The following is an 18,322-nucleotide window of genomic DNA, read 5'->3' on the forward strand; positions in this document are numbered from 1 at the left end:
GCGGCACCCGGATGCGGGTGCCGCCCGCGCTCAACGCGCGATCGCGGTCAGGAACTCCCGCGGTTGCCCGAACAGCTGGGCCGCCCCGTGCGCGCGTTTGAAGTACAGCTGCGCGTCGTGTTCCCAGGTGATCGCGATGCCCCCGTGCAACTGGATCGCTTCCGCGGCCACCTGTTCGAAGGCCTCCGAGCAGTACACCTTCGCCGCGTACGCGTCCTGCGTGTCCTGCGACAGCGCGGCCGCGTACGACATCGAGCGTGCGGTCTCCACCAGTGCGTACATGTCGGCCATGCGGTGCTTGAGCGCCTGGAACGACCCGATGACCCGGCCGAACTGCCTGCGGTTCTTCGAGTACTCCACCGTCAGATCCAGCGCGGCCCGGGCCGCGCCGACCTGCTCGGCCGACAGCGCGATCAGCGCGACGGTCCGCAGGCGCTCCTCGAGAGCGGCGGACGCCGCGAGCCGCCGGCCCGTCACCCCCTCGAAGCGCACCTCGGCGAGGGTGCGGGTCGGATCCATCGTCGGCACCCGGCGTCGCACGACACCGTCGGCGTCCGGATCCACCTCGACGAGCGCGACGTCGTCCCCGTCGGCCGCGAGCACCAGCAAGGTCGTCGCGACGTCCCCGCCGAGCACGTAGTGGGCGGTGCCGTCGAGCCGGCCGCCCTCGAGGACGACACCGGGTGTGGACCAGCCGGCTTCGGAAGCCCAGCACACCGCGGCGATCTCCCCGGCGGCGATGCCCGGCAACAGGCGGGTGCATGCGTCGGTGTCGCCGGAGAGCAGCAGAGCCTGGGCCGAGAGCACCGCCGAGCCGAGCATCGGCGACGGGGTGAGCGTGCGGCCGAGTTCCTCGAGCACGACGTGGGTCTCGGCGAGGGAGGCGCCGACACCGTCGTATTCCTCGGGCACGGCGAGGGCTGCGACCCCGATCTGTTCGACCAGCTTCTGCCACAGGTCGGCGTCGTAGCCGTCCGGGAGGGTGATGGCCTTGCGCACCGCCGCGGAATCGGAGTGCCGGGCGAGCAGGCTGCGCACCGACTCGCGCAGCGCGGCGCGATCCTCGGTCTCGAAGGTCACGATGCGTCCTCCAGTGCGTCGACTACCCGCGCCCGGTGCACGTCCGCGGTGCCCCACGCGGTGACGAGGGCCCGCACCCGGGTCAACGCCAGCGACAGATCGTGTTCGAGGGTGTAGCCGATGGCGCCGTGCACCTGCAGTGCCGTCCGTGCCGCCCGGTAGGCCGCGTCGCCGCAGGCGACTTTCGCGGCCGAGACGTCGCGGGAGGCGGTCGCTGCGCCGTCGCGCACCGCGAGGGCCGCACCGAGCAGCAGCGGGCGCGCCATCTCGAGGCCGACGGCGACCTCGGCGAGGTGGTGCTTGACGGCCTGGAACGAGCCGATGGCGCGACCGAACTGCTTGCGCTGCTGCGCGTACTCGACCGTAGTGTCGAGGAGGGTGCGTCCGAGCCCCTGCAGCTGCGCCGCGGTGGCCAGGGCTCCGTAGTCGAACGCCGCGCCGAAGTCCGTGTCGCCCAATGCGTCCGCCGCGGCGACGGCATGCAGACGACGGGCCGGGTCGACGGACTGCCGAACGTCGCCGGCGGTGCCCGTCGAGACCGTGCCGCCGTCGACGTGCAGCACGAGGTCGGCGACGTCGGCGTCGACCGCGTACGGCACGTGCGGTGCCGCGGCGACCGTCGCGAGCTCACCGGAGGCGAGTGCGGGCAGCCGGTCCGGAGCGACGGCGGCCAGCAGGATCGGCGCGACGGCCACGGTCTCCACGATCGGGCCGGGCACCGCGTGGCGACCGAGCTGTTCCATGGCGACGACGAGGTCGACGGCGTCGGCCCCGAGACCGTCGTGGTCCTCGTCGACGAGCAGCGCGCCGACGCCGACCTCGGCGAGCCGTTGCCACACCTTCAGGCCGGGGCCGGTGTCACCGGCGGCCCACGACCGGACGACCGCAGGCAGATCGGACTTGGCGAGCAGCGCGTCGATGCTGGACGCGAAGTCCTCGTGGGAGGAGTCGAGCGCGAATCTCATCGGTCGCCCTTCGGAAGGCCGAGCAGCCGCTCGGCGATGACGTTCTTCTGGATTTCGTTGGTGCCCGCGTAGATCGGCCCCGACAGCGAGAACAGGTAGCCGTCGGTCCAGCCGTCGGCGATCTCCGCGGCCGGGCCCTGCAGGTCCAGCGCGGTCTCGTGGGCGGCGATGTCCCAGTCCGACCAGAACACCTTGTTGATGGACGACTCGGCGCCGAGCTGGCCGCCGTCCTGCAGCCGGGTGACGGTGGCCCAGGTGGACAACTCGTATGCGCGCGCCCCGATCCACGCGTCGGCGACGCGGTTGCGCAGGGCCGCGTCCCCGTGCCGGTCCGACGCCGCGTACAGCGCCAGCAGGCGGTCGGCGGTGGCGAGGAACCGTCCGGGGGAGCGCAGCGACAGTCCGCGTTCGTTCGAGGCGGTGCTCATCGCGACGCGCCATCCCTCGTTCACGCCGCCGATCACGCCGGACTCGCCGGGGTCGGCGGGATCGTCCGGGACGAACACGTCTTCGAGGAAGATCTCCGCGAAGCCGGGTTCGCCGTCGAGCTGGTCGATGGGCCGGACGGTGACGCCCTCGGTACGCAGATCGAACATGAAGTAGGTGATGCCCTTGTGCCGCTGCGCATCCGGGTCGGAACGGAACAGGCCGAAGCCCATGTCCGCGAAGGACGCCCGCGAGCTCCACGTCTTCTGACCGTTGAGCAGCCACCCGCCGTCGACCCGCCGGGCGGTCGAGCGCAGCGACGCGAGGTCGCTGCCGGACTCCGGCTCGGACCAGGCCTGGGCCCAGATGTCGTCGGCGCGGGCCATGCGCGGCATGATGCGCGCGAGCTGGTCGGGGTGGGCGTGCTCGAACAGCGTGGGAGCGAGCAGGAAGATTCCGTTCTGGCTGACCCGGCCCGGCGCTCCGGCGCGGTAGTACTCCTCCTCGAACACCACCCACTGCTGCAGCGTGGCGTTGCGCCCGCCGAGTTCTTCGGGCCACGAGACGACCGACAGACGGGCCTCGGCGAGGGTGCGTTCCCACTCGCGGTGTTCCTCGAAGCCCTCGGCCGTGTCCATGGACTTCAGCGGGCTCGACGGGACGTTCTCGGTGAGGAAGGCGCGGACCTCGTCGCGGAAGGCGAGGGTCGCGTCGTCGAGTTGCAGATCCACTACTTCGTTCCTTCCTGCGCGGCAGAGCCGCTCACCGGGCGTGCGCTCGCGGCCATCGATTTCGCGTTCATGCCGCCGAGGGAGTCGGTGCCGACCTCGGCGTTGTGGGCGTGCGCGAAGTGGTGCAGGCCGAACACCGAGTCCATGCCGTTGCGCATGCCCATCTGGTCCTCGCACTGGTTGACGGCGCGCTTGGTCAGGGCCAGCCCGAACCGCGGCATCTCCGCGATCCGTCCGGCCAGGGCGAGGGTCTCCTCCTCGAGCTTCTCGCGTGGCACGACACGATTGACCATGCCGACCTCGTAGGCGCGCTGGGCACCGAAGCGGTCACCGGTGTAGAGGATCTCCTTGGCGAAGCGCGTGCCCAGGACCCAGGGGTGGGCGAAGTACTCCACGCCGGGAATGCCCATCCGCACCACCGGATCCGAGAAGAACGCGTCCTCCGAGGCGACGATCAGGTCGCACACCCACGCGAGCATGAGGCCGCCGGCGATGCATGCGCCCTGCACCATCGCCACCGTCGGCTTGGGGATCTCCCGCCAGCGGCGGCACATGCCCAGGTACACCTCCATCTCGCGGGCGTACCGCTGGTCGCCGCCGGGCTTGTCGACGTGGTCCCACCACATGACGGCCTTGTTGTCGTAGTGGACGTGGTGGTCACGACCGGGGGTGCCCAGGTCGTGCCCGGCGGAGAAGTGCTTGCCGTTGCCGGCGAGCACGATCACCTTGACCTCGTCGTCCTCGACGGCGCGTTCGAAGGCGGCGTCGAGCGCGTAGGTCATCACGGAGTTCTGCGCGTTGCGGTAGTCCGGCCGGTTGAGGGTGACGATCGCGATGCCGTCGCGCACCTCGTAGGTGACGACATCGGGCTCGTAGGGGACGGTCATGACTTCTCCTCACGCAGAATGTTTTTCAGAACCTTGCCGGACGGGTTACGGGGCAGGTGCCCGGTGAAGCGAACCGAGCGCGGCACCTTGAAGTTGGCCAGCTTCTCCTTGCAGAACGCGATCACCGACTCCTCGGTGAGGCCGCTGCCCTCGAGGGCGACGACGTGCGCGCGGCCGACCTCGCCCATGCGCTCGTCGGGCACGCCGACGACCGCGACCTCGTGGACGCCGGGCAGGCGCATCAACGCCGCCTCGATCTCGGCGGGATAGACGTTGAACCCCCCGCTGATGTACATGTCCTTGAGCCGGTCGGTGATGTCGAGGTAGCCGCGTTCGTCGAGGGTGCCGACGTCGCCGGTGTGCAGCCAGCCGTCGGCGTCGATCGTCTCGGCGGTGGCCTCCGGGTCGTCGAGGTAACCGAGCATCACGTTCGGGCCGCGCAGCAGGATCTCGCCCTTGTCGCCGATGCGGACCTCGAAGCCGGCGGCGGCGCGGCCGGAGGAGGTGGAGACGGTGACGGGATCGTCGTCGGTGCGGCACATCGTCGCGACCACGGCCTCGGTCTGGCCGTACGCGGTGAGCACGGCGTCGAAGCTCAGTTCGTTCTGCATGCGCTCGACGAGCGCGACGGGCACGGGTGCGGCCCCGGTGACCGCGATCCGCAGGGACGACATGTCGAACTCGTCGCGGCGGGGGTGGTCGAGGATGCTCTGGTAGATCGTCGGTGCGCCCGGCAGCACGCTGATCCGCCGGTCGGCGACGGTGGCCATGACCTTCTCGACGTCGAACACCGCCATCGGCACGGCGGTCGCGCCCGCGAGCAGCGCGGCGACGAACCCGGCCTTGTAGCCGAAGCTGTGGAAGAACGGATTGATGATCAGGTAGTTGTCGTCCGGCGTGAGCTCGGCGCACTCGGCCCACGCCTGCGCCACCCCGATCAGCTGCCGGTGGGCGCTGAGCACGCCCTTGCTGCGCCCGGTCGTGCCCGAGGTGAACAGGATGTCGCTGACGTCGTCGGGAGAGACGGCCCGCGCCCGGGCGTCGGCCTCGGTGCGCGCGTCCGCCGTCGCCGCGGCGAGGAAGTCGTCCCAGTCCACGACGCCGTCGGCCGGTGCGTCGGTCCCACCCAGCGGGACCCGCACCACGGTGGGCACGTGCAGGCCGGGCGCGGCGGCGCGCAGGGCGGCGTACCTGTCCGTGCCGAGGAAGTCGCCGGCGACGACGAGGGCCTCGGCACGGATGCGGTCGAGGATGTCGTGCGCCTCCGCCCCGGTGTAGCGGGTGTTGACGGGGACGACGACGCCGCCGGCCCACTGGATCCCGAGCGCAGCGACTATCCAGTGGTGGGTGTTGGGCGACCAGATCGCGACGCGTGCGCCGGGCCCGACGCCGTGGGCGACGAGTGCGGCGGCGAATTCGCGGACGTGATCGCGAAGTTGTGCGAACGTCGGTCGCACGTCGCCGTCGACGATCGCGGTCCGGTCGGCGTACACCGATGCGGCGCGTTCGACGGCGGCCGGTGTGGTTCTCGGTTGTGCAGTCACGGAGCTCCCTACCTAGCAAGTGCTTGGTAGGTTATCGTACAGACGTGCATGAGAGCGAGAGACTGGACGACACGGGTTTGGCCGACACCGAATTCGCCGCGACCGTCCGCCGGTGGCTGGAGGAGAACCTGACCGGCGAGTTCGCCGCGCTCAGAGGCAAGGGCGGACCGGGTAGCGAGCACGAGTTCTTCGAGGAACGTCTGGCCTGGGACCGGCACCTCGCCGCCGCCGGATGGACCTGCATCGGCTGGCCCACCGAGCACGGTGGCCGCGGTGCGACCCTCGAGCAGCAGGTGATCTTCCACGAGGAGTACGCCAGGGCGAACGCACCGGCGCGGGTGAACCACCTCGGCGAGGAACTGCTCGGCCCCACCCTCGTCGCCTTCGGCACCGAGGAACAGAAGCGCCGCTTCCTGCCCGGGATCCGCAACGTCACCGAACTGTGGGCGCAGGGCTACTCCGAGCCCGGCGCGGGCTCCGACCTGGCCAACGTCTCCACCACCGCCCGGCTCGAGGACGGCAAGTGGGTGATCAACGGCCAGAAGGTGTGGACGTCGCTCGCGCACGTCGCGCAGTGGGCGTTCGTGGTGTGCCGCACCGAACCCGGCTCGACCCGGCACCACGGCCTGAGCTTCCTGCTCGTGCCGCTCGATCAGCCGGGCGTGACGGTCCGGCCCATCCAGCAGCTCACCGGCACCTCCGAGTTCAACGAGGTCTTCTTCGACGACGCCGTCACCGACGCCGACCTCGTCGTCGGTGCTCCCGGCGACGGCTGGAAGGTCGCGATGGGCCTGCTCACCTTCGAGCGGGGAGTGTCGACCCTCGGCCAGCAGATCGGCTTCGCCCGGGAGCTGCAGAGCATCGCCGATCTCGCGGTCGCGACCGGTGCGGCCGACGACCCGCACATCCGCGAACGGATCGCCCGCGCCCGGATCGGTCTGCGCGTCATGCGGGCCCACGCCGTGCGCACCCTCGGCGACGCCGACCCCGGCCAGGCGTCGGTGGCGAAGCTGCTGTGGGCCAACTGGCATCGCGACCTCGGCGCCCTGGCAATGGACGTGCAGGGGCCTGCCTCGCTCACCGGACCGGACCACGACCACGCCGGCATCCCGTCGGTGCTCTCGGACCCCGAGCACCTCGAGCTCGCCGAATGGCAGCGGCTGTTCCTGTTCACCCGCGCCGACACCATCTACGGCGGATCCAACGAGATCCAGCGCAACATCATCGCCGAGCGCGTGCTCGGCCTTCCCCGAGAGGCCCGTCCGTGACCACTTCCCCCCTCGCCACCCCGCCCGTCGAGACCCCGGGCCACGGCCTGCTGAGCGGCAAGAAGGTCGTCGTCACCGCCGCCGCCGGCACGGGCATCGGGTTCGCGACCGCCCGTCGCGCCCTGCTCGAGGGCGGCGACGTGCTCGTCTCCGACTTCCACGAGCGCCGGCTCGGGGAGACGGTCGACAAGCTCGCCGCCGAGTTCCCGTCGCAGCAGGTGGAGTCCGTCGTGTGCGACGTCTCCTCGACCGAGCAGGTCGATGCGCTGATCACCGGGGCCGCCGAGCGACTCGGGCGCATCGACGTGCTGGTCAACAACGCCGGCCTCGGCGGCGAGACCCCCGTCGTCGACATGACCGACGAGCAGTGGGACCGCGTCCTCGACATCACCCTCACCAGCACCTTCCGTGCGACGCGCGCGGCGCTGCGCTACTTCCGGTCGGCCGACCACGGCGGCGTCCTCGTCAACAACGCCTCCGTGCTCGGGTGGCGCGCGCAGCACTCGCAGGCGCACTACGCGGCCGCCAAGGCCGGCGTGATGGCGCTGACCCGCTGCTCGGCGATCGAGGCCGCCGAGTACGGGGTCCGGATCAACGCCGTCGCGCCGTCGATCGCGCGGCACGCCTTCCTCGCGAAGGTCACCAGCGAGGAACTGCTCGACCGGCTCGCCGCCGACGAGGCGTACGGGCGGGCCGCGGAGGTCTGGGAGATCGCCGCGACCATCGCCATGCTCGCCAGCGACTACACCACGTACCTGACCGGTGAGGTCGTCTCGATCTCGTCGCAGCGGGCCTGACCCGTGCGCGGTTCCGGTAGCGGCCGCTACCGAAACCGCGCACGGCAGCCCTGAAAGGATGCCTTCATGACTCCTCCCAGAGACGATGCCACCAAGTCCGGGCGTCGGGCCGAGCTGCTCGACATCGCCGCGGAACTGTTCGCCTCGCGCGGGGTGCGTGCCACCACCGTGCGCGACATCGCCGACGCCGCAGGCATCCTGTCGGGCAGTCTCTACCACCATTTCGACTCCAAGGAGTCGATGGTCGACGAGATCCTGCGGGGATTTCTCGACGACCTGTTCGGTCGCTACCGCGAGATCGTCGCCTCGGGTTCGGACTCGCGTGCCACCCTCGAGGCGCTCATCACCGCGTCGTACGAGTCGATCGACAAGTCGCACGCCGCGGTCGCGATCTACCAGGACGAGGCCAAGCGGCTCGTGGAGAACGAGCGGTTCTCCTACATCTCCGAGCGCAACACCGAATTCCGCGACCTGTGGGTGGGGGTGATCGAGCGCGGCATCGCCGACGGCACGTTCCGGCCGGACGTCGACGTCGAACTCGTCTTCCGGTTCCTGCGCGACACCGTGTGGGTGGCCGTGCGCTGGTATCGGCCCGGTGGCACCCTCACCGCCGACAAGGTGGCCCAGCAGTACCTGTCCATCGTGCTCGACGGACTTGCCAATCCCTGAACCGACTTTTCCCGGAACCGACTAGGAGTCCCTCATGACCGAGGCATACATCGTCGACGCGGTACGCACCCCGATCGGCAAGAAGAACGGCGGCCTGTCCGCCGTCCACCCCGCCGACCTGGGCGCGCACGTGATCAAGGCGATCGTGGACCGCACCGGCATCGACCCGAGCGACGTCGACGACGTCGTCTTCGGCTGCGTCGACGCCATCGGCGGTCAGGCCGGCAACATCGCCCGCACCTCGTGGCTCGCCGCCGGCTACCCGCAGCACGTCCCCGGCGTCACCGTCGACCGGCAGTGCGGGTCGAGCCAGCAGGCCCTGCACTTCGGTGCGCAGGCCATCCTGTCCGGCACCGCCGACCTCATCGTCGCCGGCGGCGTGCAGAACATGTCGCAGATCCCGATCTCGGCGGCGATGATCGTCGGGCAGCAGTACGGCTTCGACACCCCGTTCGGGGGTTCGACCGGCTGGACCGAGCGTTACGGCGATCAGGAGGTCTCGCAGTTCCGCGGTGCCGAGATGATCGCCGACAAGTGGGATCTCAGCCGTGAGGACCTCGAGCGCTGGGCGCTGCAGAGCCACGAGCGGGCCAAGGCGGCCATCGCCGAGGGCCGCTTCGAGGGCGAGATCGTCCCGCTCGGCGACGCCGCCGTCGACGAGGGGCCCCGCGAGACGAGCCTCGAGAAGATGGCGTCCCTCGCGACGCTCGTCGAGGGCGGCAGGCTCACCGCCGCCGTCGCCAGCCAGATCTCCGACGGTGCGTCGGCGGTGCTGCTCGCCTCCGACGAGGCCGTGCGCACGTACGGCCTGAAGCCTCGTGCACGGATCCATCACCTCAGCGCCCGCGGCGACGACCCGATCTTCATGCTCAGCGCGCCCATCCCGGCCACGCAGCACGCGCTGGCGAAGACCGGTCTGAGCATCGACGACATCGATCTGGTCGAGATCAACGAGGCCTTCGCCCCCGTCGTGCTGGCCTGGATCAAGGAGATCGGCGCAGACCCGGCCAAGGTCAACGTCAACGGCGGCGCCATCGCGCTGGGTCACCCGCTCGGCGCCACCGGCACCAAGCTGATGGCGACGCTGCTCAACGAGCTCGAGCGGCGCGAGGGCCGGTACGGGCTGCTGACGATCTGCGAGGGCGGCGGCACCGCGAACGTGACGATCATCGAGCGCGTGTAGCCGGGGCGGCTGCGCCGCCGGTGTGTCCTTTGGGCGGTCAGGGCAACCCAAAGGACGCACCGGCGCGTCAGCGCAGGGTCGGGTCGGTGACGCGGTCGCTGCTGCCGGCGGTGCGGAACGCATGGTCCGCGAGATCGGCGAGCGGATCGGCGGGCAGGACGTGGACGATCTGCTGGTGGACGACGCCGCCGTCCGGGCACCAGACGACCACCCGCCGGGGCCCGGGCGCCACCTGATGGGCGACCATCGACCCGGACGGCTCGAGAGGCAGACTGCGGGTGTTCCCGTCCGCGTCCGGATCGACGCGGCAGCTCTCCGGGTGGACGGGCACGCCGTGCACCGTCACCTTCACCCGCTCGCGACCCGCGACGACGTCGGCGGTGGCGGTCGCCTGGGCCGTGGCCGGAACAACCACTGCCGCAACGATCGTGGACAACACCGCCGCCGTCGCACCTGCATACCCGAATCGCATGGCGTCTCCCTCCCGTGCGGGCCTCTCCCACCCGTCGGGCACAGCGTACGACACGGGCGGGCGGCCGCTCAGGACTTGAAGGACACCCGGGCGTGCAGGCCCTCCGGCATGAGCGTGAGACGTTCGGCGACCTTCAGCCGGTAGCCGGGATCCATCGTCAGGTCGTAACGGCGCAACAGGGTTCCCAGCACGAGTGTTGCCTCGTGCAGCGCGAACTGCCGTCCGATGCAGGCGCGTTCTCCGGTGCCGAACGGCTTGTACACGTGCGCGGGGCGGGCCCGGACCCGTTCGGGCAGGAATCGGTCGGGGTCGAACTCGTCGGCGTCGTCGCCCCACACCGCGCGGTCCCGGTGCACCGCGGGCAGCAGCACGAGCACCCAGTCGCCGGCGCGCATCCGGTACCGGCCACCCAGGGTGGTGTCCGCCTTCGCTTCCCGCGCGTACGCGGGTGCGGTCGGCCACAGCCGCAGCGCCTCGTCGAGCACCCGGCGGACGTAGCGCAGCTTGGCGATCTGTTCGAAGGCGGGCTCGCCGTCGCCCCAGACCTCCTCGACCTCCGCCCGTGCCCGCGCGTAGGCCCGTGGGTCGCGCATCAGGTAGTACAGGGCGAACGACAAGGCGCCCGAGGTGGTTTCGTGTCCGGCGACGAGGAAGGTGAGCACCTGGTTGCGGATGTTGACGGGGTCGAGCCTGTGGGGATCGTCCTCGCGGGCCGCCCGCAGCATCAGCTCGAGCAGGTCGTCGGGGGCAGGGCCGGGCGCATCGCTCCTGCTGCGGATCACTGCGTCGACGACGTCGTGCATGTGCGCCCGGTCGAGGTCGTACTGCCGCTTGGCGGCGGGGAAGAGGAAGCGCCCGACGACGGGAACGGTGCGCAGCATGCTGCGCTGCGAGAACGACAGGCCGCCGACCATCGCCTCGACGAACGGGTGCCGCTCTTCGCGTTCGAACGGCTCGAACGAGTAGCTGAACCCGGTGCGGCCGATGGTCTCCAGGGTCAGCTTCGTCATGTCCGCGGCGACGTCGACGTCGCCGCCGCTGCGTGCCCGGCGGTCCCAGTGCGCGACGAGCTGGGCGGTGACGTCGAGCATCGTGGCGTGGTACCGGCGCATCGCCTGCTGCGTGAACGCCGGCATGAGCAGTTCGTGAGCGCGACGCCAGTTCGGTTCCTCGTTGTAGGCGGTGAACAGCCCGTCGCCGCCGATCGCCCGCAGGGCCTCGACCCCCGGGGCGAGGTGCTTGGCGAAGCGCTTCTCGTCGGACAGCTCGGCCGTGAGGTCGCCGGAGCAGACGAACACGAAGCGACGGCCGAACGCCGTCCGCTCGAACACCGGGCCGAGGGCCTTGTGGGTGGCCATCGAGTTCTGCACCGGTGTCTTCAGCGACATGCCCAGGATGTCGCCGGCGAGGGGCAGGCGTTTCGGCGGGCGTGGAATTTCCGTGTCGAACACCCGCGACGTGGCCATGACCATGCTCCGACCCCCAGCTATTGAATCCGTGTACAGTAGCCACGCTACGCCGGGACGGACGCCTGTCAAGAACTAGATTGGGTCCGTGGCCCAACCCCGCCGACGTCTCGATCCCGAGCAGCGCCGCGCGCAGCTGCTCGACATCGGCGCGCGTCTGTTCGCCGAGCGTGCCTACGACGACGTGTGGATCGAGGAGGTCGCCGAGCTCGCGGGGGTTTCACGTGGCCTGATGTACCACTACTTTCCGACCAAGCGAGACTTCATGGCGGCGGTCGTCCAACGCGAATCGGACCGGCTGCTCGCCGTCACCGAACCGGATCCGCGGCTCACCGTCGCCGAGCGGATCACCGCGGGCCTCGACGCCTACCTCGACTACGTCGCCTCGCACCGGCAGGGCGTCGCGGCGGTCAACCGGGCCGCGGACTCCGCCGACGCCGGCATCCGCGCGATCGTCGACGCCGAACTCGGCGTGCAGCAGGAGCGCATCCTCGACGCCCTCGCCCCGCCCGACGACGAACGCGAACTCGTCGCGGTGGCCGTGCAGGGCTGGATCGCCCTCGTCCGCAGCGTCTGCGTCGACTGGCACGATCACCCCGCCGTCACCGGCGAACAGCTACGGGAGCTGTGCCTGAACGCACTGCGGGGCATGCTCGGCGGTCGCCTCGGCTGACGGTCCGGCGTTACCCTCGGTCCATGTGCCGGAACATCACGGAACTGCGCGGGCTCGAGCCGGCAGCGACCGACGAGGAGATCGAGGCCGCCGCCCGTCAGTACGTGCGCAAGGTCAGCGGCGTCCACAAGCTGTCCGACGCCACCCGCGAACCGTTCGAGGAGGCCGTCGCCGAGGTCACGGCCGTCACCATGCGGCTGCTCGACCGGCTCCCGCCGCGCCGCCAGCCGCCGCCGACGGTGCCGCCGCTGCGCCGGCCGGAGGTGCAGGCGCGGATCGCAGCGCGCGGCTGAACCACGTCCTCGACGGGCCTCAGCCGGACGCCGGTGCCGTTCCCGCGGCACGGGCGTGGACCCAGGCAACCACCTGCGTGCGGGATCCGACCCCGAGTTTGCCCAGGATGTGCTCGACGTGCCCGTCGACCGTCCGGTGCGAGATCACGAGCTGATCCGCGATTTCCCGGTTGCTGAGGCCGCGGGCGACGAGTTCGGCCACCTCCGCTTCCCTGCGCGTCAACGGCGAGGCGCCGGGCGCCGTGGTGACCGACTCCTCCGCAGGCGTTCCGAGGGCCGTGTCGACTGTCTGCTCGATCGTCAGTCGTGCCGGCGGTGTCGACAGGCGGGCGTACCGCTTCGGTCCGAGAGCCTGCCGGACCCGCTGCTTCCAGTGCGCGGAGTCGTTCGTGATGTGGGGACCGAAGGCGGCGACGGACGTGCCGAGTCGCTGCCACACCGCCTCGGCGGCACCGAGGAGCGCGGCAGACCGCTCGGTGCGACCGGCCGCTTCCGCGGACCACGCGAGGAGTTCGATCGACAGGGCCGTGCAGACCTTGTCCTTGAACTCACGCTGGATCCGCAGGGCCCGTTCCGCCGCGCCGACGGCGTCGTCGACACGGCCGAGATGGAAGTAGGCCAGGCCCGAGACCCACGGGGCGTACCCGTCGTCGCGGGGTCCGGCGCGGTGTTCGTCATGGCGCCCGACGGCGTGCCGATCGCCGACGAGTTCGTGGAACTAGCGGTGGCAGAAGTAGTTTCACGGCTCGTGTTGCTGTCCAGCAAGGCGATCGACACGATGAACGACACGCGGCTGCTGGCCGCCGAACGCGCGGTCACCTCGCCGGGAGTGGAGTCGACGGTGGTCCGGGCGGACTGGTTCGATCAGAACTTCGACGAGGGCTTCCTGCGCGACGCCGTGCTCGCCGGCGACGTCGTGGTGCCGCTCGGCGACGTCCGGCAGGCGTTCAACGACGCCGAGGACATCGCCGCCGTCGCGGTGGTGGCTCCGACCGAGCCCGGTCATGCGGGTCGCACGTACGAGCTGAGCGGACCCGACGCGTTGTCGTTCGGGGAGGCGACGGCGATCGTCGCCCGCGAGTCGGGGCGGCCGGTGCGTTACCGCGGCGAGCCCGACGCCTACCTCGAGACCATGACCGGTTTCGGTCTGGACCGGGCGCAGGTGCTTGCCGAGATCGAGGCCTTCGAGGCGCTGCGGGCGACCGGCGACGTCACCCCGAACGACGTCGTCGCCGAGGTGACGGGCCGGCCACCGATCTCGTTCGAGACCTACGCGCGCGGCGCGGCGGCGCGCGGCGCCTGGGCCTGACCACGCAGCGCGGCCAGCGCGTCGATCCGCTCGACGGCCTCGGTGACGATGCGGTCGATCAGCTCCTGGCAGCTGGGCAGGTCGTCGAGCATGCCGACGACCTGCCCGGAGGCGAGCACACCGGCCTCGGTGTTGCCCTCGACGAGCCCGGCCTTGAGCAGCATGGGGGTGTTGGCCGCCATGATGATCTGCTGCCACGTGCGGTCGCTCGCCCGCTTCATCGCGATGCCGTCCTTGACGAGCGTCGACCACTTCATCCCGGTCATGGCCTTGAACTTGGCCGCGTTCCTGGCGGCGGCGGCGAGGCCCTTCGCGTAGCTGCCGCGTTCGAGGCTGTCCACGAGCTCGGTGTTGAGCACGCGGTGCGGCATGCCGTCGACCTTGACCGAGACCGTCGTGTCCTGCAGGCCCCGGCCCAGGTACTCCTGCTTCACCGAGTCGGGCACGGCGCTGTCGCTGGTGAGCAGGAACCGGGTGCCCATGGCGACGCCGGCCGCCCCGTAGGCGAGCGCCGCTGCCAGGCCCCGGCCGTCGAAGAACCCGCCGGCCGCGACGACTGGGATGTCGACGGCGTCGAGCACGCTCGGCAGCAGCAGCGTGGTGGCCACCGGTCCGGTGTGCCCGCCGCCTTCGCCGCCCTGCACGATCACCGCGTCGGCGCCCCACGCGGCCACCTTCACCGCGTGCTTCGCGGCGCCGATGGACGGGATCACCACGACGCCGTGATCCTTGAGCTCGGCGATCAGTTCCTTCCTGGGCGCGAGCGCGAAGGACGCGACCTTGACGTTCTCGCGGATGAGCAGGTCGATGCGCTGGGCGGCGTCGGACGCATCGGCCCGGATGTTCACGCCGAAGGGCTTGTCCGTCGCCGCCTTCGTCTTCGCGACGGCGACCTCGAGTTCCTCGTACGTCATCGTCGCCGACGCCAGGATGCCGAGGCCACCCGCGTTGGAGGTGGCGGCGGTCAGCCGGGGGCCGGACACCCAGCCCATGCCGGTCTGGACGATCGGATGCTCGATGCCGACCAGGTCGGTCAGGGCCGTCGTCAGGCGCGGACTCATACCGCGACCTCCCGGTCTCGCAGCCCGCGCGGATCGAGGACCTCACGGATCAGGCGCAGTTCCTCGGCGGTGGGCTCCCGGGTGAGGCCGGCCTCGTCGAGGCCCGCCACCTCGAAGGAGGTGTTCTCGGCGACCTGCTCGGCGGTGACCCCGGGGTGCAGGGTCAGCGCCCGGAACGTGTGGCCGGGACCGCCGAAGTCGAACGAGCCGAGGTTGGTGACGACCCGGTGCAGGTGCAGGAACCGGAACGCCGGGTTGGCCGGATCGACCTTGTCGTAGCCGACACCCGAGACGATGTCGACCTTGTCGCAGAACACGCGCGTGTTGTGCTTGCCGACCCAGTAGCTCGTCGCGTGGTTGATGGTGTTGCCGGGGGCGCCGCGCACGCCGAACATCTGCCGGGTGGGGTGCTGCAGCGGCCCGAACGCCGACAGGTTCTGGTTGCCGTGCCGGTCGATCTGGTTGGCGCCCATCACGACGTGGCGTCGGCCGGAGGCGACGACGTCGAACACCTTGCGGAACGGCATCCAGCCTTCGATCGGGCCCTTCGCGCCGACGGCGGGGGTGTCGGCGAGGATCAGGGCCTCGCCGTCGGTGATGAGCAGGTCCGGTTCGGTGGTCAGCCGGGCGAGGCGGGCGCCGATGAGCGGCAGGGTCGCCATCGGGCTGGCCATGATCTCGCCGGCGCCGGCGAAGATCTCGGCGCATGCGATGGCGCAGTACTCGGCGCGGGTCACCGTGCCGGAGGTCGCCGGGGTGGTCGTCTCGGTCATGCCTGCTCCTCGCTGAAGGCCTGCACTGCGGCCTGGTAGTCGTCCTCGCTGCCGGAGAGGAACCGGTCGACGAACCCCTGCCACGTCTGCGGGTCCTTCGCCGATTCGGCGTAGTGGCGCTGGAACTTCTCGTCGCGGCCGTAACTGTCGCCGGCAAGGGTGAAGTGGGCGCCGTTCGGTGCCTCGACGACCCCGTCGACCATCATGCGGTTGAGGACGAGGGACTGCAGCGGAACGGATTTGACGAGCTCCTCGGTCTCGACGATGCGTTCGACCGAGACGAACCGCTTCTCGGCGGCCAGGCAGTACAGGTCGTCGAAGTAGGGGTCGACGCCGGTGTAGGCGGCGTTGCCGTGCGCATCGCCGATGTTCAGATGCACCAGGGCCGCATCGAGATTCAGCGCCGGCATCGCGATCAGCGTCTCGGCCTCGCCCGACTCGCCGGGGTACGGCGAGGTGACGGTCTGCAGCTCGCCTTCCCAGAAGTCGACGACGGCCGAGCCCAGGCCGGCGCGGATCGGCAGGAACGGCAGCCGCGCGGCGGCCGCCTCGAGGCCGCACTTGACCATGCCCTCGTCCATCTCCCGCGCGACGATCTCCCCGTTCGTGCGGGCCTTGGCGAACCACGGGTCGTAGAACGGGGCCGAGTCGAGGGAGACGAACCCGTAGTACGCCTTCTTCACCTTCCCGGCCGAGCACAGCAGGCCCAGGTCCGGGCCCCCGTAGGTCACGACCGTCAGGTCCGTCAGATCCGAGCGCAGGATCGCGCGGACGAGCGCCATCGGCTTGCGCCGCGACCCCCAGCCGCCGATGCCGATCGTCATGCCGCTGCGCAGCTCGCCGACCACGTCGTCGAGCGACATCCTCTTGTCACGCATGGTGTTTCATGTCTCCTGGTCAGTGGTTGGCGCGCGGTTTGCCGGTGGCGACGAACTCGTCCCGGTGCTCGTCCGCGACGCCCGCGAGGTTGAGTTCGAAGGTGAAGCCCTGCTCGAAGCGGTAGCTGTCCTTCACGTCCACCGGGTCGATGCCGTTGATGGCCTCCTTGGCGCAGCGGATGACTCGGGTGTCCTTCGCCGCGATCTTCCCGGCGATCTCGCGGGCCGTGGCGTCGAGTTCGGCGCGCGGGACCACCTTGTAGACGGAACCGAAGTGCTCGAGCTGCTGGGCCGTGACGTTCTGCGCCGTGTAGTAGAGGGTGCGCATCATGTGCTGCGGCACGAGCCGGGCGAGGTGGGTGGCGGCGCCGAGCGCGCCGCGGTCCACCTCGGGCAGGCCGAAGACGGCGTCGTCGGAGGCGACGATGACGTCGGCGTTGCCGACGAGACCGATTCCGCCGCCGACGCAGAAGCCGTTCACGGCGACCACGACGGGCACGGCGCAGTCGTAGACGGCGGCGAAGGCGGCGGCGCAGCCGCGGTTGGCGGCGATGAGGGCGTCGTGCCCGTCGGTGGCCTGCATCTCCTTGATGTCGACGCCGGCATTGAAGCCGCGGCCCTCCGCGCGCAGGATCACCACGTGCGTGGCCGGATCCTTGCCTGCGGCGAGGACCGCGTCGGCCAGTTCGAACCACCCCTGGGAGGGGATGGCGTTCACAGGCGGGTAGTCGACGGTGACCGTGGTGATGCCCGCGCCGTCGGTGGTCGAGGTGATGCCCATGGCAGGTTCCTAACGTCTGTACCGAACCAAGCGATTGCTTGGTAAGTTAGCACATGCGGGGCGAAGACCCCAGGGAGCGGAATCGTGGAGGCGGGGCGATCGTGTCGCCCGAATTCCGCGACAACGACATCTATTCGAGGAGAAGACAAGTGAGTGGACTGGTCAACGGGCGCGTCGTGATCGTCACCGGCGCGGGGCGCGGTATCGGACGGGCCCACGCGCTGGCGTTCGCCGCCGAGGGGGCGAAGGTCGTGGTCAACGACATCGGGGCCGGCGCGGACGGTTCCGCGACGGGGGAGAGCCCCGCGGAGCAGGTCGTCGCGGAGATCCGGGCGACCGGCGGCGAGGCCGTCGTCAACGGTGACGACGTCGCCGACTGGGCCGGCGCGCAGAACCTGGTGCAGACGGCCCTGGACACCTTCGGGCGGCTCGACGTCCTGGTCAACAACGCCGGATTCCTGCGGGATCGCATGCTCGCCAACATGAGCGAGGAGGAATGGGATGCGGTGATCCGGGTGCATCTGAAGGGCCACTTCGCTCCGATGCGGCACGCGATGGCGTACTGGCGCGGGGAGGCGAAGGCCGGCAACCCGGTCGACGCCCGCATCGTCAACACCAGCTCGGGTGCCGGCCTGATGGGCAGCATCGGCCAGGGCAACTACGCCGCCGCGAAGGCGGGGATCGCCACCCTCACGATCCAGGCGGCCGCGGAGTTCGCGCGCTACGGCGTCACCGTCAACGCGATCGCGCCGGCCGCGCGGACCCGCATGACCGTGGGCGCGGGCGGGGCGATGGCCGAGTCGATGGCCGCCCCCGAGGACGGGTTCGACGCGATGGCCCCGGAGAACGTCTCACCGCTGGTGGTGTGGCTCGGCAGCGCCGAGTCCAAGGAGGTCACGGGCCGGGTCTTCGAGGTGGAGGGCGGCAAGGTCTCCGTCGCCGACGGCTGGCGGCACGGCGAGGCGATCGACAAGGGCGAGCGCTGGGATCCGAAGGAACTCGGCCCGGTGGTGGAGAAGCTGATCGCGCGCAGCGAGCCCCCGACCCCGGTCTACGGCGCCTGACC

General features: G+C 70.7%; 19 protein-coding genes and 1 pseudogene. 8 read left to right on the forward strand and 12 right to left on the reverse strand.

Features of this window, described 5'->3' with window-relative positions; genetic code table 11:
* Nucleotides 1-30: 30 nt before the first annotated feature.
* From F1734_RS05285 to F1734_RS05305, 5 genes are read right to left on the reverse strand one after another with little or no spacing between them, the layout of a single operon-like run.
* The gene (locus F1734_RS05285; protein ID WP_048773359.1) at nt 31-1,080 is read right to left on the reverse strand and encodes an acyl-CoA dehydrogenase family protein; all 1,050 of its coding nucleotides are present in this window, start codon (nt 1,078-1,080) and stop codon (nt 31-33) included.
* Nucleotides 1,077-2,045 (reverse strand): acyl-CoA dehydrogenase family protein, encoded by a 969-nt coding sequence (locus F1734_RS05290; RefSeq protein ID WP_048773357.1) that lies wholly within the window; start codon nt 2,043-2,045, stop codon nt 1,077-1,079. The genes F1734_RS05285 and F1734_RS05290 overlap by 4 nt, the downstream gene beginning before the upstream one ends.
* Nucleotides 2,042-3,202, reverse strand: a complete 1,161-nt coding sequence (locus tag F1734_RS05295; protein ID WP_203011405.1) for an acyl-CoA dehydrogenase family protein — start codon at nt 3,200-3,202, stop codon at nt 2,042-2,044. The genes F1734_RS05290 and F1734_RS05295 overlap by 4 nt, the downstream gene beginning before the upstream one ends.
* Nucleotides 3,202-4,089 carry an enoyl-CoA hydratase gene (locus tag F1734_RS05300; RefSeq protein WP_010594488.1) on the reverse strand — a complete coding sequence of 296 codons (888 nt, stop codon included), beginning with the start codon at nt 4,087-4,089 and terminating at the stop codon, nt 3,202-3,204. The genes F1734_RS05295 and F1734_RS05300 overlap by 1 nt, the downstream gene beginning before the upstream one ends.
* Nucleotides 4,086-5,633 carry a FadD3 family acyl-CoA ligase gene (locus F1734_RS05305; protein ID WP_026137818.1) on the reverse strand — a complete coding sequence of 516 codons (1,548 nt, stop codon included), beginning with the start codon at nt 5,631-5,633 and terminating at the stop codon, nt 4,086-4,088. The genes F1734_RS05300 and F1734_RS05305 overlap by 4 nt, the downstream gene beginning before the upstream one ends.
* Before the next feature lie 44 nt (nt 5,634-5,677).
* Between F1734_RS05305 and F1734_RS05310 the strand changes: the two genes are divergently transcribed.
* The 4 genes from F1734_RS05310 to F1734_RS05325 all read left to right on the forward strand — a co-directional run bounded on the left by F1734_RS05310 (nt 5,678) and on the right by F1734_RS05325 (nt 9,550).
* Nucleotides 5,678-6,901, forward strand: a complete 1,224-nt coding sequence (locus tag F1734_RS05310) for an acyl-CoA dehydrogenase family protein (protein ID WP_238424110.1) — start codon at nt 5,678-5,680, stop codon at nt 6,899-6,901.
* Complete coding sequence (locus F1734_RS05315; RefSeq protein ID WP_010594485.1) at nt 6,898-7,698, forward strand: SDR family oxidoreductase; 801 nt, start codon at nt 6,898-6,900, stop codon at nt 7,696-7,698. The genes F1734_RS05310 and F1734_RS05315 overlap by 4 nt, the downstream gene beginning before the upstream one ends.
* A 66-nt stretch (nt 7,699-7,764) precedes the next feature.
* Nucleotides 7,765-8,367, forward strand: a complete 603-nt coding sequence (locus tag F1734_RS05320; protein WP_040273853.1) for a TetR/AcrR family transcriptional regulator — start codon at nt 7,765-7,767, stop codon at nt 8,365-8,367.
* Nucleotides 8,368-8,401: 34 nt separating this feature from the next.
* A complete protein-coding gene (locus F1734_RS05325) occupies nt 8,402-9,550 on the forward strand; it encodes an acetyl-CoA C-acetyltransferase (protein ID WP_010594483.1) in 1,149 nt (382 codons plus the stop codon).
* Between the two features lie 67 nt (nt 9,551-9,617).
* Here the strand turns inward: F1734_RS05325 and F1734_RS05330 are convergent, their stop codons facing one another.
* Nucleotides 9,618-10,022, reverse strand: coding sequence for a hypothetical protein (locus F1734_RS05330; RefSeq protein ID WP_203011406.1), 405 nt, complete (start codon nt 10,020-10,022; stop codon nt 9,618-9,620).
* A 68-nt stretch (nt 10,023-10,090) separates the two neighbouring features.
* Entirely contained in the window at nt 10,091-11,488 is a 1,398-nt protein-coding gene (locus F1734_RS05335; protein WP_040274007.1) for a cytochrome P450, read from the reverse strand.
* 88 nt (nt 11,489-11,576) lie between these two features.
* Here F1734_RS05335 and F1734_RS05340 point away from each other — a divergent pair, with 88 nt between their 5' ends.
* Together F1734_RS05340 and F1734_RS05345 are read left to right on the forward strand one after the other, a co-directional pair.
* Nucleotides 11,577-12,161: a TetR/AcrR family transcriptional regulator gene (locus F1734_RS05340; protein ID WP_017680971.1), complete on the forward strand. Its 585-nt coding sequence runs from the start codon at nt 11,577-11,579 to the stop codon at nt 12,159-12,161.
* Between the two features lie 23 nt (nt 12,162-12,184).
* Nucleotides 12,185-12,454, forward strand: a complete 270-nt coding sequence (locus F1734_RS05345) for a DUF2277 domain-containing protein (protein ID WP_003935852.1) — start codon at nt 12,185-12,187, stop codon at nt 12,452-12,454.
* A gap of 19 nt (nt 12,455-12,473) precedes the next feature.
* Here the strand turns inward: F1734_RS05345 and F1734_RS05350 are convergent.
* Nucleotides 12,474-13,097: pseudogene (locus tag F1734_RS05350) on the reverse strand (LuxR C-terminal-related transcriptional regulator); the annotation flags it as partial.
* On the opposite strand from F1734_RS05350, the gene F1734_RS05355 reads away from it, so the two are divergent.
* On the forward strand, nt 13,062-13,763 hold the full coding sequence (locus tag F1734_RS05355; RefSeq protein WP_238424117.1) for a Rossmann-fold NAD(P)-binding domain-containing protein: 702 nt from the start codon (nt 13,062-13,064) through the stop codon (nt 13,761-13,763). The pseudogene F1734_RS05350 and the gene F1734_RS05355 sit on opposite strands and share 36 nt — an antisense overlap.
* On the opposite strand, the gene F1734_RS05360 is transcribed toward F1734_RS05355, so the two are convergent.
* From F1734_RS05360 to echA20, 4 genes are read right to left on the reverse strand one after another with little or no spacing between them, the layout of a single operon-like run.
* Nucleotides 13,724-14,824, reverse strand: a complete 1,101-nt coding sequence (locus F1734_RS05360) for an NAD(P)H-dependent flavin oxidoreductase (protein ID WP_017680974.1) — start codon at nt 14,822-14,824, stop codon at nt 13,724-13,726. The genes F1734_RS05355 and F1734_RS05360 overlap by 40 nt on opposite strands.
* Nucleotides 14,821-15,597 (reverse strand): cholesterol ring-cleaving hydrolase subunit IpdB, encoded by a 777-nt coding sequence (gene ipdB / locus F1734_RS05365; protein ID WP_010594476.1) that lies wholly within the window; start codon nt 15,595-15,597, stop codon nt 14,821-14,823. The genes F1734_RS05360 and ipdB overlap by 4 nt, the downstream gene beginning before the upstream one ends.
* Nucleotides 15,594-16,475 (reverse strand): cholesterol ring-cleaving hydrolase subunit IpdA, encoded by an 882-nt coding sequence (gene ipdA / locus F1734_RS05370; RefSeq protein ID WP_199915384.1) that lies wholly within the window; start codon nt 16,473-16,475, stop codon nt 15,594-15,596. The genes ipdB and ipdA overlap by 4 nt, the downstream gene beginning before the upstream one ends.
* A gap of 19 nt (nt 16,476-16,494) precedes the next feature.
* Nucleotides 16,495-17,256: a (7aS)-7a-methyl-1,5-dioxo-2,3,5,6,7,7a-hexahydro-1H-indene-carboxyl-CoA hydrolase gene (echA20, locus tag F1734_RS05375; RefSeq protein ID WP_010594473.1), complete on the reverse strand. Its 762-nt coding sequence runs from the start codon at nt 17,254-17,256 to the stop codon at nt 16,495-16,497.
* A gap of 149 nt (nt 17,257-17,405) precedes the next feature.
* Between echA20 and F1734_RS05380 the strand changes: the two genes are divergently transcribed.
* Nucleotides 17,406-18,320 (forward strand): SDR family oxidoreductase, encoded by a 915-nt coding sequence (locus tag F1734_RS05380; RefSeq protein ID WP_040273865.1) that lies wholly within the window; start codon nt 17,406-17,408, stop codon nt 18,318-18,320.
* Nucleotides 18,321-18,322: the final 2 nt, after the last annotated feature.

It is taken from the genome of Rhodococcus ruber, assembly GCF_016804345.1.
In the GTDB taxonomy this organism is placed as follows: domain Bacteria; phylum Actinomycetota; class Actinomycetes; order Mycobacteriales; family Mycobacteriaceae; genus Rhodococcus; species Rhodococcus ruber.